The sequence below is a fragment of the Bradyrhizobium sp. URHC0002 genome, from assembly GCF_054059515.1.
Map to the genome: position 1 here is coordinate 1,958,404 of NZ_JBSSCF010000001.1, position 13,252 is coordinate 1,971,655.

Sequence of the window (13,252 nt, forward strand, 5' to 3'; positions counted from 1 at the left end):
AAACACCTGTGCCGTCGTTACCTTGGATTGCGAAGCCGACACCGATTTAAGCGTAGCGGACCAGCCCCTATCGCCCGCGCGGGCTGCCGAACAGCCGCGACAACAGCCAGATCGGGATCACGATCACAGCGCCAAGCAGGAAGTAGCGCCACAGCCAGTTGACGGCGTCGAAGCCGAGATCCCACAGCCGCCGGAACAGCATCTGGATGCTGTGCAGGATATTCCAGGGATCGAAGCCGATCGCGGCGAGCACCACGCCGACCAGGATCGACAGCAGGATCAGCCGGAACGCCACCGCCAGCGGCGAGCCGCCGAGGAAGCGGTACAGGCCGTCATTGCTGGCCGGCAGGTCTCTGACGTCGTTCGGCATCGGTTTCTCCCGCGGTCGGTTCCGCAACAGTATAGAGCACGGCGGGGCAGATGGGGAACCCGCTCAATGCAGTCAATGGCCTTCATGCGCCTTCGGAATGTTAATTTGCCGTCACGTCCTTCAGCATCCGCTCCAGCGTCTCCAGCCGGTCGGCTTCGCGCGGCGGCTTGTCCCAGCGCAGCCGGCTGATGCGCGGAAACCGCATCGCGACACCGGATTTATGCCGCGGCGAGCGCGCCAGCCCCTCGAACGCGACTTCCAGCACCAGGCCTTGGTCCGGCTCGTGCACGACGTGCCGCACGGGGCCGAACTTTTCTGTCGTGTTGCGGCGGACGAAACGATCGATCTGCAACAGTTCCTCGTCGGTGAAACCGAAATAGGCTTTTCCGACCGGCACCAGTTGCTCGCCGTCCTCGCCCGAGGTCCAGACGCCAAAAGTGTAATCCGAATAATAGGACGAGCGCTTGCCGTGACCGCGCTGGGCGTACATCAGTACGGCATCGATGATGTGCGGATCGCGCTTCCATTTCCACCACTGGCCTTTTGGGCGACCCGGCAGGTAGGGCGCGTCGCGCCGCTTCAGCATCACGCCTTCGACGGCTTCGGCATCTTCGCCGGCGCCGGCGCTGGCAGGATCGGCCCGCGCGGCCATCAGCGCTTCCCAGCTATCGAAGGCAATGGTCGGCGACAGGTCGATGCGCGGGTCGTCGAGCTTCCTGATGAATTTCTCGAGATGCGCGCGGCGCTCGACGAACGGCAGTTCGCGCAGATCGTTTTCGTCGTCGCCGAGCAGATCGTAGGCGCGCAAGTGGATCGGAAAATCCTTCATCAACTTCGGTGAAACGACTTTCCGGTTGAGCCGCTGTTGCAGCACATTGAAGGTCTGCACGCGGCCCTCGCGCAGCACCAACAGCTCGCCATCGATGGCGCCGGGCAAATGCAGCGACGGCACGAGATCGGGAAAGCTTTTTGTAATGTCCTCGCCGGTGCGCGAATAAAGCCGCGCCTGCATGTGGCCGCGCTCATCGCGGCCCGCGACTGCCTGAACGCGAATGCCGTCCCATTTCCATTCTGCAATGAAGTCCGCAGGATCGAGACTGGCAAAATCCGTATCCTCGATCGCATGCGCCAGCATCACCGGGTGGAACGGTGCCGGATCGCGGTTGATAGGTTTTTCGCCGCGGCCTTCCAGCCAGGCGAACAGGTCGAGATAGGGCGGGGCCAGCCCCGGCCAGATCAGTTCGATCTCATGGGGGTCCTTGTCGCCGAGCGCGGCCGCCGCGGTTTTCGCCAGACGCGCCGAAATCCCGATCCGCATCGCGCCGGTGACGAGTTTTAAAAGTGCCCAGCGGCCGGTCTCGTCGAGCTCGTCGAGCCAGCGCGCGAGCTGTTTTGGCAGCTCGGTCTTGCCGAGGGTGCGAAGGGTGGTGACGACCTCGGAGAGGGTGGGCGGCGGCGGGTTGTTGTGGCCGGGCAGCGCGGCCTTCGGCCACATCAGCGCAACCGTTTCCGAGAGATCACCGACGTAATCATACGACAGTCCGAACAGCACCGGATCAGTACGATCCGTAATCAAATCGCGGATCAGTCCCGGCTTGGCGTGCTTGAACGACAGCGCGCCGGTCAGCGCCGCCAGCGCGTAGCCCCGGTCGGGATCGGAGGTCTGGCGAAAATAGGCCGTGATCAGCCGCAGCTTGTTGTTGCGGCCGGGCTCGTAAGCGAGGCGGTCGAGTAGTTCGGCGAAACGGTTCATGCCTCGGCCTCATCGGCCGCGGCCGCCTCGTGTTCTTCCTCGTCCCCGTACCCGACGAGATCGAGCGGCCGCGCGGCAAGCCCGCGCGCCTTGCACCAGTGCACCAGCGCGTCTTCCTGACCGTGCGTGACCCAGACTTCGCCGGCGCCGGTGGCCGCGATGGTCGCGGTCAGGCCGTCCCAATCGGCATGGTCTGATATCACCAGCGGCAGTTCGACGCCGCGCTGGCGGGCGCGCGCCCGCACCCGCATCCAGCCCGAGGCGAATGCCGTGACCGGATCGGGGAAGCGCCGCGTCCAGATGTCTGAGGTGGCCGACGGCGGCGCCAGCGTGATGGTGCCGGCGAGATCGGCCTTCTTCATCCCCTTGGCCGGGCGCAGCTCGCCGAGCGCTATGCCACGGCTTTCATAATAGCGGGTGATCGCCTCCATCGCGCCGTGCAGATAGATCGGCGCGTCGTAGCCGGCCTCGCGCAGCAGCGCGATCACACGCTGCGCCTTGCCGAGCGAATAGGCCCCGACCAGATGCGCGCGTTCCGGAAACAGGGCGACGGAGGCCAGCAGCTTCTTCACCTCGTCCGCCGCATTGCCATGGCGAAACACCGGCAGGCCAAACGTCGCCTCGGTGATGAAGACGTCGCAGGGCACCACTTCGAAGGGCGTGCAGGTCGGGTCCGCGGCGTCCTTGTAGTCGCCGGACGCGACGATGCAGGTATCCTTGCAGGTCACGGCGATCTGCGCCGAGCCCAGCACGTGACCCGCGGGATGGAATTTGATTTTGACGTCGCCGAGTCGGATTTCTTCGCCATAACGAACAGCCTGCGTGCTGCGGGCAAAATTGTCGCCATAGCGCAGCCGCATCATGTCGAGCGTTTCCTGCGTGGCGAGCACGGCGCCATGGCCGGGCCGGGCGTGGTCGGAATGGCCGTGCGTGATCACCGCCCGCTCGACAGGCCGTACCGGGTCGATATGGAAGCCGCCCGGCTTGCAACAGAGGCCGGCAGGAACGGGCATCAGGATGTCGTGTGGGCGCATCTCGGATATATAGGACGTCCGAGACCGATTTTTCACCTGCATTGGAACCCATGCCTATCCGCCTTTTTCTCTCCTCCGGCGATCTGATGGCTGATCGCCGATTCGAATTTGCCCGCGATCTGCAATTGAAAGGCGATTTGCCGGCCGCGGCCGATCTGCTGATGCAGGCGATCGAGCTGGCGCCGAACTTCACATCCGCCTGGTTCACGCTCGCCGATATCCGCGAACAGCTCGGCGAGCATGACGCGGCCGTCTCGGCGTTTCAAAACGCCCAGGCCAGCGATGCCAATGACCGCCACGGGGCCGGGCTTCGATTGATGCGGCTTGGCGCCGAACCAGTGGCCGGCATGCCGCAGGCCTATGTGCAAACCCTGTTCGATCAATATGCGCCGCGGTTTGAATCCTCGCTGGTGGATGAACTCGGCTATCGCGGCCCGGCGCTGCTGTTCAAGGCCGTGCTGTCGGTGCGCGCGGCGGCGCGCAAGCCGGCGCTTTTCAAGCGCGCCATCGATCTCGGCTGCGGCACCGGGCTTGCGGCGGCAGCCTTCGCCAGGAGCGTCGATCACTTCATCGGCGTCGATCTGTCGCCGCGCATGATCGAGCGGTCCCGCGCCACGGGCCTCTACGCCGAGCTTGAAGTCGCCGACATGCTGCAGGGTCTGCGGGCGCGGGTGGATGCCAGCGCCGATCTCATTCTCGCCGCGGATGCCATGGTGTACGTCGCCGAACTCGCGCCAGTTCTCGACGAGGCCGCTCGCGTGCTGGCCCCCGGTGGCCTGCTCGCCTTCACCACCGAAACCCATGACGGCGAAGGCGTCGTCATCGGCCATGGGCTGCGCTACGCCCATGCGGCGGCTTACGTGCGCGCCGCAGTCGAATCCGCCGGCCTCAAATTGTCCCTGCTGGAAGACCGCTCCGCCCGCAACGAGGACCACGCGCCGGTTCCCGGGCTGGTCGCCGTCGCCGCAAAAACTTGAGTCTAGACGCTACGCAATGCCCGAATAGCGGCATTGCGTGCGACATGTCAGCTATTGCCACTGACGCCGGAATGGCTGATCAAGACTCCCATAAGGGAGAAACAACAATGAAGAACAAACAAACCCGGCGCGAATTCGGCGCCACCGCGCTCGCTTCCGTCCTCGCATCCGCGATGCCCGCACCCTTCGTCTGGGCGGCGGACAAGAAATACGATCCCGGCGCCAGCGACACCGAAATCAAGCTCGGCCAGACCGTGCCGCATTCCGGCCCCGGCTCGCTCTATGGTGTGCTCGGCCGGGTCGGCGAAGCCTATTTCCAGATGCTCAACGAAAAGGGGGGCATCAACGGACGCAGGGTAAAATTCTTCTCGATGGACGACGCCTACAGCGCGCCGAAATGCGTCGAGGCGACGCGGCGGCTGGTCGAGCAGGAGGAAGTGCTGGCGCTGTACGGGTCGCTCGGCACCGCGCCGCAGACCGCCGTGCACAAATATCTCAACTCGAAGGGCGTGCCGCAACTCATGCTCAATACCGGCGCGTCGAAATGGAATGATCCCAAAAACTTCAAATGGACCATGGCGGGCCTGCCGCTCTATCCGACCGAAGCGCGCATTCTCGCCCGGCATGTCGTTGGCGTGAAACCGGACGCCAAGATCGGCATCCTCTACCAGAACGACGATTTCGGCCGCGACTTCCTGGCGCCTTTCAAGAAGGTGTTGGCGGATGCCGGCGGCACCGCCAAGGTGATCATGGAGCAGACCTACGATCTGACCGATCCGACCATTGATTCCCAGCTCATCAATCTCTCGAAATCCGGCGCCGATGTTTTCTACAATATCTCGACCGGCAAGGCGTCGTCGCAGTCGATCCGCAAAGTCGCAGAGCTCGGCTGGAAGCCGCTGCATCTGTTGTCGGCGGGCTCGACCGGCCGCTCGATCCTTGCCGCCGCCGGCCTCGAGAACGCGACCGGCATCGTCGCGATCCGCTATGCCAAGGAAGTCGGCGTGCCGCGCTTCGAGAAGGATCCCGACGTCATGGCGTTCGAGGAGCTGCGCAAGAAATATCTGCCCAATGTCGATCCCGATAATACCATCGCCTTTGCCGGCTATGGCCAGGTCGCGTCAATGGCGGAAATCCTGCGCCGCTGCGGCGACGAACTCACCCGCGCCAACGTGCTGAAGCAGGCGACGACGCTGGCCGGCTTCCACTCGCCGTACTTCCTCGACGGCATCAACTTCAGTTACACGCCCGAGGACTACACGCCGATGAAGACGCTCTACATTTCGATCTTCAACGGCAAGGATTGGGATATTTCGGATAAGCCGGTGACGGAGTAATTCTGCCTCCCTCGTCTTTCTCCACTCGTCATGCCCGGGCTTGTCCCGGGCATCCACTTGCCGGACGCACAGCGAAGGCGTGGATGGCCGGGTCAAGCCCGGCCATGACGATGTGGATCATTCGTGCGCTATCCCAGCGGGGCGGGGCGAGGTGACTTCCGAGGCCCCTCGACGAACCCGCCCCGACGGCTTACCTCTTCTCCGTGCCGTCGCCCGATCCCTTGCCCTTTACGCCGCTTGAAACGGCTGCGCTGCTGCCGGACCGCTTCCGGCGCTGGTTCGCCGCGCGCGGCTGGTCGCCGCGTGAGCATCAGCTCGCGCTATTGGCCAAGGCCCGCGAGGACGCTTCCGCGCTGCTGATCGCGCCGACCGGTGCCGGCAAGACGCTGGCGGGCTTCCTGCCGACGCTGGTGGAGCTTTCGTCTTCTGCTTCCTCGAAGAGCGGTGGCGAGAAGAGCCTCATCTCCACCGGCCGCACTGTGAAGCGCACCGGCGGCCTCCACACCCTCTACATCTCGCCGCTGAAGGCGCTCGCCGTCGACATCGCGCGCAATCTGGAGACGCCGATCGCCGAGATGGGGTTGCCGATCAAGGTCGAGACCCGCACCGGCGATACGCCGGTGTCGCGGCGGCAGCGGCAGCGGCGCTATCCGCCGGACATCCTGCTCACCACGCCCGAGCAATTGGCGTTGTTGCTGTCCTCCGATGATGCGCCGTTCCTGTTTTCCTCGCTCAAACGCATCGTGCTCGACGAACTGCATGCGCTCGTCACCTCCAAGCGCGGCGACCTGCTGTCGCTCGGCCTGGCGCGGCTGTGGCGGCTGGCCCCCGAAATGCGCGCGATCGGCCTTTCCGCCACGGTCGCCGAGCCGGAATCGCTGGCGCGGTTTCTGGTGCCGCAGCGCGACGGCAAGGAAGTCTCTGCCGATATCGTCGTGGCGGGCGGCGCGGCGGCGCCCGTCGTCGAAATGCTCGACACCAAGGAGCGCCTGCCATGGGCGGGGCACACCGCGCGCCATGCGCTCGGCGAAATGTACGACCTGATCAAGCGCAACAAGACGACGCTCATCTTCGTCAACACCCGCAGCCAGGCCGAAATGCTGTTCCAGGATTTCTGGCGCATGAACGACGACGGCCTCGCCATCGCGCTACATCACGGCTCGCTCGACGTTGCCCAGCGCCGCAAGGTCGAGGACGCGATGGCGGCTGGCAAACTGCGCGGCGTGGTCTGCACGTCCTCGCTCGACCTCGGTATCGACTGGGGCGACATCGATCTCGTCATCAATGTCGGCGCGCCCAAGGGCGCCTCGCGCCTGATGCAGCGGATCGGTCGCGCCAATCACCGGCTCGACGAACCCTCGCGCGCCGTGCTCATTCCCGCCAATCGCTTCGAGGTGCTGGAATGCCGCGTCGCGATCGATGCGATCGCCGAAAATGCGCAGGATACGCCCCCCTTGCGCACCGGCGGGCTCGACGTGCTGGCGCAGCACGTGCTCGGCTGCGCCTGCGGAGAGCCGTTTCTTTCCGACGAGCTCTACGCGGAGGTTTTGACATCGGCGCCATATTCATCGCTGACGCGAACCGATTTCGACGACGTGGTCGATTTCGTCGCCACCGGCGGCTACGCGCTGAAGACCTATGAGCGTTTCGCGCGCATCAAGCAGGACAAGCAGGGCCGCTGGCGCGTCACCAATCCGCGGGTGCGGCAGAGCTACCGGCTCAATGTCGGAACCATCGTCGAAGAGGCCATGCTCAAAGTGAAGCTGGTCCGCGGGCGCGGCGGCGGGGCTGGTGCCACCGGCATGATCGGCCGCGGCGGCAGGATGCTGGGCGAGATCGAGGAATATTTCATCGAGGGGCTGGTCGCCGGCGACACTTTTGTGTTCGGCGGCGAGATCGTGCGCTACGAGGCGCTGGTCGAGGACCAGGTCTATGTCTCCCGCGCCAACGACACGGACGCGAAAGTACCGTCCTATATGGGCGGCAAGTTTCCACTGTCTACCTATCTCGCCGAACGCGTACGCAAATTGCTGGACGACCGGCGGCAATGGAACGCGCTGCCGGAGCAGGTGCGCGACTGGTTGTCGCTGCAGCGGCATTTTTCCCGCGTGCCCGCCGTGCGCGAGCTTCTGATCGAAACTTTCCCGCGCGGCGGCAAGCATTACATGGTGTGCTATCCCTTCGAGGGCCGTCTCGCACATCAGACGCTCGGCATGCTGCTGACGCGCCGCCTGGAGCGCGCCCGCGCCCGGCCGCTAGGCTTTGTGGCGAACGAATATGCGCTCGCGATCTGGGGCCTTGGCGACGTCTCCTTCATGGTTCGCCATGGCAAGCTCGATTTCGCCGCCCTGTTCTCCCCCGACATGCTCGGCGACGATCTCGAGGCGTGGCTGGCGGAATCCGCGCTGATGAAACGCACCTTCCGCAATTGCGCGCTGATCTCTGGCCTGATCCCGCGCCGCTTCACCGGCGAGGAGAAAAGCCGCCGCCAGGTGTTGTTCTCGACCGACCTCGTCTATGACGTGCTGCGCAAGCACCAGGCCGACCACGTGCTGTTGCGCGCCGCGCGCGCGGACGCTGCTGCCGGGCTGCTCGATCTCAAGCGATTGGGTGATATGCTCTCGCGTATCCAGGGGCGAATCACCCATCGGGAACTCGAACACGTTTCGCCACTCGCCGTCCCAGTGATGCTGGAAATCGGCCGCGAGTCAGTTTATGGCGAAGCAGCGGACGAGTTGCTGGCGGAAGCCGCCGATGAACTCGTCAAAGAGGCTATGGGATAAGCGGGAAGGCACGTGACGGCAGGGGCGCAATCTTCGGGAGACGATCAACAGATGCGCGCCTCGAAAGTCATGGTGGCTGACGTCTTGTTCGTTGCCGATCTCTCCGGCGCGCTGTACTGGCAGGAGCAACGGCTGCTCGTCGTCTCCGACCTGCATCTGGAAAAAGGTTCCAGCTTCGCCGCGCGCGGCGTACTGCTGCCGCCTTACGATACGGTGGCGACGCTCGGTCGTCTCGCCGCCGTCATCGCGCGGCATGACCCGCGCATGGTGATCGCACTCGGCGACAGCTTTCATGACCGCGCTGCCCACGAACGTCTTTCGGCACCCGACCGCGAGGCGCTGACGGCGATGCAGGCGCGGCGCGACTGGATCTGGATCTCGGGCAATCATGATCCGGCGCTGCCGTCCGATCTCGGCGGCGTGGTGGCGAGCGAAGTCGCGATCGGCCCGATTGCATTCCGCCATGAGCCGACAGGGGCCGTGGGCGAAATCGCCGGCCATCTGCATCCGAAGGCGCGCGTCGCCACAAGGGGACGCTCGATGGAGCGGCGATGCTTTGCGAGCGATGGCGAGCGCGCCGTGATGCCGGCGTTCGGCGCCTATACCGGCGGCTTGAGCATCCGCGATGTGGCTTTTTCAAAAATCTTTGGCGCGCCCGGCTTCATGGCGCACGTGCTCGGTGACAACCGCGTGCACGCCATCGCTGCGTCGCGGTGTTATTGAGAATTCGCTGCGCGCCGGCACCTCGCCGCACGACGTAGGGTGGGCAAAGCGTAGCGTTCCCACCATCGTGAGCAGCGTGCTGGATGGTGGGCACGGCGCAAGAGCGCCTTTGCCCACCCTACGATTCTTCGTGCGGTTACGCCGCCTTCGCCTGCACGGCCTCGCAAAACTCCGCCAGCCGGTCCGCCAGCCGCAGCGTCGCCGGGCTGGCGTCGGGCGAAGCCACCAGCGCTACTTCGGTGCGGTCGATCGGTGCAAAACCATCCTTCGCAGTCAGCACGCGGTGATCGGCCTGGATCGCCATTTCCGAGAGAATGGAGAGACCCATGCCGGCGGCGACCGCGGCCTGGATGCCTGAGAGATTGGAAGAGGTATAGGCCATGTGCCAGCTGCGCCCGGCGCTTTCCAGCGCATGGATCGCGCCGGCCCGGTACAGGCAGCCCGAGGGAAAGCCGATCAGCGGCACCGAGCCGATGCGGGTATCGCGCGGATGGCTTTTGCTGGTGACCCAGTGCACGCGCTCCGGCCACACCGCGATGCCGCCCTTTTCCCCGGCGGCGCGCTTGAACAATGCGAGATCGAGTTCGCCGCGTTCGAGCTCGCGCTTGAGGTTGGCGCTCTGATCGGCGCGCACATCGAGCCGCAGGCCGGGATGCGAGCGCGAGAATGCCGCCAGCAGTTTCGCCAGGCGATAGGCGGCGAAATCCTCGGGCACACCAAGCCGGACCGCGCCCTCGCTCTCGGGGCGCGCCACCACGTCGCGGGCTTCTTCGGCGAGCGCCAGCAGGCGCCGCGCATAGGACAGCAAGCGTTCACCGGCCTCGGTCGGCGTCACGTCCTTGCCGTTCCGGTAGAGCAGCGGCTGGCCGACATCGTCTTCCAGCCGCTTGATCTGCTGGCTGACGGTCGATTGGGTGCGGTGAACGCGTTCGCCGGCGCGGGTGAAGCCGCCGGCATCGACGACGGAGACGAAACTGCGCAACAGCTCCAGATCGAGCATGGCAATGCTCCATTTATAAATCCACTGGATATCAGTTTATCATTTAATTTCCAAATATCAAGGCGCGGGCCTAGATCAGGGGAAAGGAGACTTCCCATGTCGCTCGCCCCTTCGGTCGCGGTTCCCCGCGCCGGTTTCAATCCGCTGCCCCTCTATATCGGCCTGTTCTGCCTGCTCTGGAGCTTTGCCTTCGTCGCCGGCAAGATCGGCGTCACGGATTGCCCGCCGCTGATCCTGCTCACAGCGCGGTTTTCGCTGGCCGGCATCCTGATTCTCGGCATTACGGCGCTGCGCGGCGAAGCGTGGTCCTCGCTCACCTGGCGCGATGCCGCCATCTTCGCGATCCTTGGCGTCGCCAACAACGCGCTTTATCTCGGTCTCGGCTATACCGGGCTGCAGACCGTATCCGCCGGCCTGGGTGGCCTGGTCGTCAGCGCCAATCCGGTGTTTACCGCGGTGCTGGCGGCGGCCTTTCTCGGTGAGACGCTGACCTGGCGCAAGGTGACGGGGCTTTTGCTCGGCATCGCCGGTGTCGGCTTCATCGTCTGGCACCGCATGTCTGTCGGCACCGATGACTGGCACGGCATCCTGTTCACGCTGGCCTCATTGGCTTCGATTGTGGCCGGCACCATCCTGTTCAAGGTGCTGGCGCCGAAGGGCAGCCTCTGGGTCGGCAACGGCGTGCAAAATCTCGCGGCCGGCATCGTGCTGCTGCCGTTCGCATTCACTTTCGCCAGCGTGGGCGACATCGTGCCGAGCGCGCGGCTCCTGGGCGCGTTCGCCTTCCTCGTGCTCGGCGGCTCGATCCTTGCGTATCTGCTCTGGTTTCATCTCCTGAAAGTGTGTGGCGCGACGGCTGCGAGCGCCTATCACTTCCTGATGCCGCCGCTTGGCATGCTGTTCGCGTTCCTCGTGCTCGGCGAACACGTCGAGTTCCGCGATCTGCTCGGGATCGTTCCGGTGGCTCTCGGTATTTATCTGGTGACCCGCCCTGCGGCATCACCATCGACCAAGAGGAGTGCGATATGAGCGTATCCATCACCCTGATCGGCGGCCCCACGGCCCTGATCGAGATCGACGGTTTTCGCCTCCTCACCGATCCGACCTTCGACGAACCCGGCGCCTATCAACTGCCGCATGTGAAGCTGGAGAAGCTGGCCGGGCCCGCGATGAGCGCGCGCGATGTCGGCGCGATCGACGCGGTGCTGCTCAGCCACGACCAGCACTCGGACAATCTCGACCATTCCGGCCGTGACTTTCTTAAGCAAGCGAAGCGCGTGCTGACGACGGAGGCGGGCGCAAAGCGGCTCGGCGGCAAGACCGAGGGCTTTGCGCCCTGGGCATCGACTGAGTTGAAGAAGGGCGGCCAGTCGTTGACCATCACCGCCACGCCTGCCCGTCACGGGCCGGCCGGCATCGAGCCGCTGTCGGGCGACGTGATCGGGTTCGTGGTGCAATCGAGCAAAACGGGCAGCCGTCCGATCTACATCAGCGGCGACACCACCTGGTTCGATGGTGTCGCTGAAGTCGCTCGCCGCTTCAAATGCGGCGTGGTGCTGCCGTTCGCCGGTGCAGCCCAGACCCGCGGTCCGTTCCATCTTACGATGGACACCAACGATACGATCGAGACCGCACGCGCGTTTGCCGATGCGGTGATCGTGCCGGTGCATACCGACGGCTGGGCGCATTTCCGCCAGAGCGCGAATGATCTGCGCGCCACCTTCGACACACTGGGGTTTGGATCGCGCTTGCGGATTTTGCAGCCGGGCGTGGCGACGATCATCGAGCCGCTGCACGCCGCGTGACGGTATCGACGGTTGCTTGTCTGCCGAGCTGACCTCGGGCAGGGTCACGGGGCGGAACCTGTTCCCGTCAGGTTCGTTGTCGCTGCGGCTGGACCCGGCATGGCAGAACACAACAAATCGAATCCGAAGCATCACGCGAACAAGCATACCGGCAGTGACAAGCCGGCCTCCAAGGCCACGCCGCCCCGGCCGTTTCGCTTCCGCGATGCGCTGAAGGCTCTTGGCCCCGGCCTGATCACCGGCGCGTCCGACGATGATCCGTCGGGGATCGGCACCTATAGCCAGGCCGGCGCGCAATTCGGCTACGGCATCGGCTGGACCATGCTGCTGACCTTCCCGCTGATGGTGGCGATCCAGGAAGTTTCCGCGCGCGTCGGCCGCGTCACCGGGCATGGCATTTCAGGCAATGCGTGCCGGCACTACCCGGCGTGGCTGCTCCATGTGGTGGTGGCGCTGCTGTTCATCGCCAACACCATCAACATCGCCGCCGATCTCGGCGCCATGGCGGACGCCAGCAAACTGCTGATCGGCGGCCACAGCATCGTCTATGTGCTGCTGTTCGGGGTGACGTCGGTGGCGGCGCAGATCTTTCTGGATTACCAGCGCTATGTCGCGGTGCTGAAATGGCTGACGCTCAGCCTGTTCGCCTATGTCGCGGCACTGGCCTTTGCCAAAGTGTCGTGGGGCGAGGCGCTCGCCGGCATCCTCGTTCCGCACGTGAGCTGGAGCCTCGATTATTTCACCACCATCGTCGCGATCCTCGGCACCACCATCTCGCCCTATCTGTTCTTCTGGCAGGCCTCGCAGGAAGCCGAGGACCAGCGCGTCGATGCGACCAAGCGTCCGCTGATCGAAAAGCATTACGGCGCGCAGAAGGAATTCCATCGCATCCGCGCCGACACCATCGTCGGCATGGCGTTCTCCAACCTGATCGCGCTGTCGATCATCGTCACCGCGGCGGCGACGCTGCATGCGGCCGGCAAGACCGATATCCAGACCTCGGCGGAAGCCGCTGAAGCGCTGCGTCCGATCGCCGGCGCGTTTGCGGAAGTGATTTTTGCGCTCGGCATCGTCGGCACCGGACTGCTGGCGATCCCGGTGCTTGCCGGCGCCACGGCGTACGCGGTCGGCGAGGGGCGGCAATGGCCGGTCGGGCTCGCGCGCAAGCCCAAGGAAGCCGCCGCATTCTACGCCGTGCTGGCGCTGTCGGCGGGTATCGGCATCGCGCTGAACTTTACGCCGATCAACCCGATCTCGGCGTTGTACTGGAGCGCCGTCATCAACGGCGTGCTCGCCGTGCCCGTGATGGTGCTGTTGATGTTGATGGCGCGCCGCAGGGATGTGATGGGCCGCTTCGTCATCGGCGGCCCGCTCTATTGGCTGGGCTGGTTGTCGACGGCTGCGATGATGCTCAGCGTGGTCGCGATGGGCGTGGGGTTTTTTGTCGGGAAGTCGTAGGGTGGGCAAAGG

General features: G+C 64.9%; 11 protein-coding genes. 7 read left to right on the top strand and 4 right to left on the bottom strand.

Going from position 1 to position 13,252, the window contains the following annotated elements:
- Positions 1 to 67 precede the first annotated feature (67 nt).
- From ACVWVY_RS09300 to ACVWVY_RS09310, 3 genes are all read right to left on the bottom strand, one after another.
- Complete coding sequence (locus ACVWVY_RS09300; RefSeq protein WP_214492052.1) at positions 68 to 370, bottom strand: DUF6460 domain-containing protein; 303 nt, start codon at positions 368 to 370, stop codon at positions 68 to 70.
- A gap of 100 nt (positions 371 to 470) precedes the next feature.
- Positions 471 to 2,123, bottom strand: a complete 1,653-nt coding sequence (locus tag ACVWVY_RS09305) for an ATP-dependent DNA ligase (protein ID WP_456626097.1) — start codon at positions 2,121 to 2,123, stop codon at positions 471 to 473.
- Complete coding sequence (locus ACVWVY_RS09310; protein ID WP_456632155.1) at positions 2,120 to 3,157, bottom strand: ligase-associated DNA damage response exonuclease; 1,038 nt, start codon at positions 3,155 to 3,157, stop codon at positions 2,120 to 2,122. The genes ACVWVY_RS09305 and ACVWVY_RS09310 overlap by 4 nt, the downstream gene beginning before the upstream one ends.
- Positions 3,158 to 3,207: 50 nt before the next feature.
- On the opposite strand from ACVWVY_RS09310, the gene ACVWVY_RS09315 reads away from it, so the two are divergent.
- From ACVWVY_RS09315 to pdeM, 4 genes are all read left to right on the top strand, one after another.
- Positions 3,208 to 4,134 (top strand): methyltransferase domain-containing protein, encoded by a 927-nt coding sequence (locus ACVWVY_RS09315; RefSeq protein ID WP_456626098.1) that lies wholly within the window; start codon positions 3,208 to 3,210, stop codon positions 4,132 to 4,134.
- A 107-nt stretch (positions 4,135 to 4,241) separates the two neighbouring features.
- Positions 4,242 to 5,471, top strand: coding sequence for an ABC transporter substrate-binding protein (locus ACVWVY_RS09320; RefSeq protein ID WP_456626099.1), 1,230 nt, complete (start codon positions 4,242 to 4,244; stop codon positions 5,469 to 5,471).
- A 203-nt stretch (positions 5,472 to 5,674) separates the two neighbouring features.
- Complete coding sequence (locus ACVWVY_RS09325) at positions 5,675 to 8,254, top strand: ligase-associated DNA damage response DEXH box helicase (protein WP_456626100.1); 2,580 nt, start codon at positions 5,675 to 5,677, stop codon at positions 8,252 to 8,254.
- Between the two features lie 51 nt (positions 8,255 to 8,305).
- The gene (pdeM, locus tag ACVWVY_RS09330) at positions 8,306 to 8,977 is read left to right on the top strand and encodes a ligase-associated DNA damage response endonuclease PdeM (RefSeq protein ID WP_456626101.1); all 672 of its coding nucleotides are present in this window, start codon (positions 8,306 to 8,308) and stop codon (positions 8,975 to 8,977) included.
- A gap of 136 nt (positions 8,978 to 9,113) precedes the next feature.
- Here pdeM and ACVWVY_RS09335 read toward each other — a convergent pair whose 3' ends face one another.
- Positions 9,114 to 9,977 (bottom strand): LysR family transcriptional regulator, encoded by an 864-nt coding sequence (locus tag ACVWVY_RS09335; RefSeq protein ID WP_456626102.1) that lies wholly within the window; start codon positions 9,975 to 9,977, stop codon positions 9,114 to 9,116.
- A 96-nt stretch (positions 9,978 to 10,073) separates the two neighbouring features.
- On the opposite strand from ACVWVY_RS09335, the gene ACVWVY_RS09340 reads away from it, so the two are divergent.
- The 3 genes from ACVWVY_RS09340 to ACVWVY_RS09350 all read left to right on the top strand — a co-directional run bounded on the left by ACVWVY_RS09340 (position 10,074) and on the right by ACVWVY_RS09350 (position 13,240).
- Positions 10,074 to 11,006, top strand: a complete 933-nt coding sequence (locus tag ACVWVY_RS09340) for a DMT family transporter (RefSeq protein ID WP_456626103.1) — start codon at positions 10,074 to 10,076, stop codon at positions 11,004 to 11,006.
- The gene (locus tag ACVWVY_RS09345) at positions 11,003 to 11,782 is read left to right on the top strand and encodes an MBL fold metallo-hydrolase (RefSeq protein ID WP_456626104.1); all 780 of its coding nucleotides are present in this window, start codon (positions 11,003 to 11,005) and stop codon (positions 11,780 to 11,782) included. Before ACVWVY_RS09340 ends, ACVWVY_RS09345 begins: the two co-directional genes overlap by 4 nt.
- A 99-nt stretch (positions 11,783 to 11,881) precedes the next feature.
- Entirely contained in the window at positions 11,882 to 13,240 is a 1,359-nt protein-coding gene (locus ACVWVY_RS09350; protein ID WP_456626105.1) for an NRAMP family divalent metal transporter, read from the top strand.
- The last annotated feature ends 12 nt before the right edge of the window (positions 13,241 to 13,252 follow it).

What these genes read in the sequence shown, in the direction of transcription:
- ACVWVY_RS09320 (WP_456626099.1), top strand. Translation starts at nt 4,242, where the DNA reads ATGAAGAACAAACAAACCCGGCGCGAATTCGGCGCCACCGCGCTCGCT.
- ACVWVY_RS09310 (WP_456632155.1), bottom strand. Translation starts at nt 3,157, where the DNA reads ATGCGCCCACACGACATCCTGATGCCCGTTCCTGCCGGCCTCTGTTGC.
- ACVWVY_RS09335 (WP_456626102.1), bottom strand. Translation starts at nt 9,977, where the DNA reads ATGCTCGATCTGGAGCTGTTGCGCAGTTTCGTCTCCGTCGTCGATGCC.
- ACVWVY_RS09305 (WP_456626097.1), bottom strand. Translation starts at nt 2,123, where the DNA reads ATGAACCGTTTCGCCGAACTACTCGACCGCCTCGCTTACGAGCCCGGC.
- ACVWVY_RS09340 (WP_456626103.1), top strand. Translation starts at nt 10,074, where the DNA reads ATGTCGCTCGCCCCTTCGGTCGCGGTTCCCCGCGCCGGTTTCAATCCG.
- pdeM (WP_456626101.1), top strand. Translation starts at nt 8,306, where the DNA reads ATGCGCGCCTCGAAAGTCATGGTGGCTGACGTCTTGTTCGTTGCCGAT.
- ACVWVY_RS09315 (WP_456626098.1), top strand. Translation starts at nt 3,208, where the DNA reads ATGCCTATCCGCCTTTTTCTCTCCTCCGGCGATCTGATGGCTGATCGC.
- ACVWVY_RS09300 (WP_214492052.1), bottom strand. Translation starts at nt 370, where the DNA reads ATGCCGAACGACGTCAGAGACCTGCCGGCCAGCAATGACGGCCTGTAC.
- ACVWVY_RS09350 (WP_456626105.1), top strand. Translation starts at nt 11,882, where the DNA reads ATGGCAGAACACAACAAATCGAATCCGAAGCATCACGCGAACAAGCAT.
- ACVWVY_RS09345 (WP_456626104.1), top strand. Translation starts at nt 11,003, where the DNA reads ATGAGCGTATCCATCACCCTGATCGGCGGCCCCACGGCCCTGATCGAG.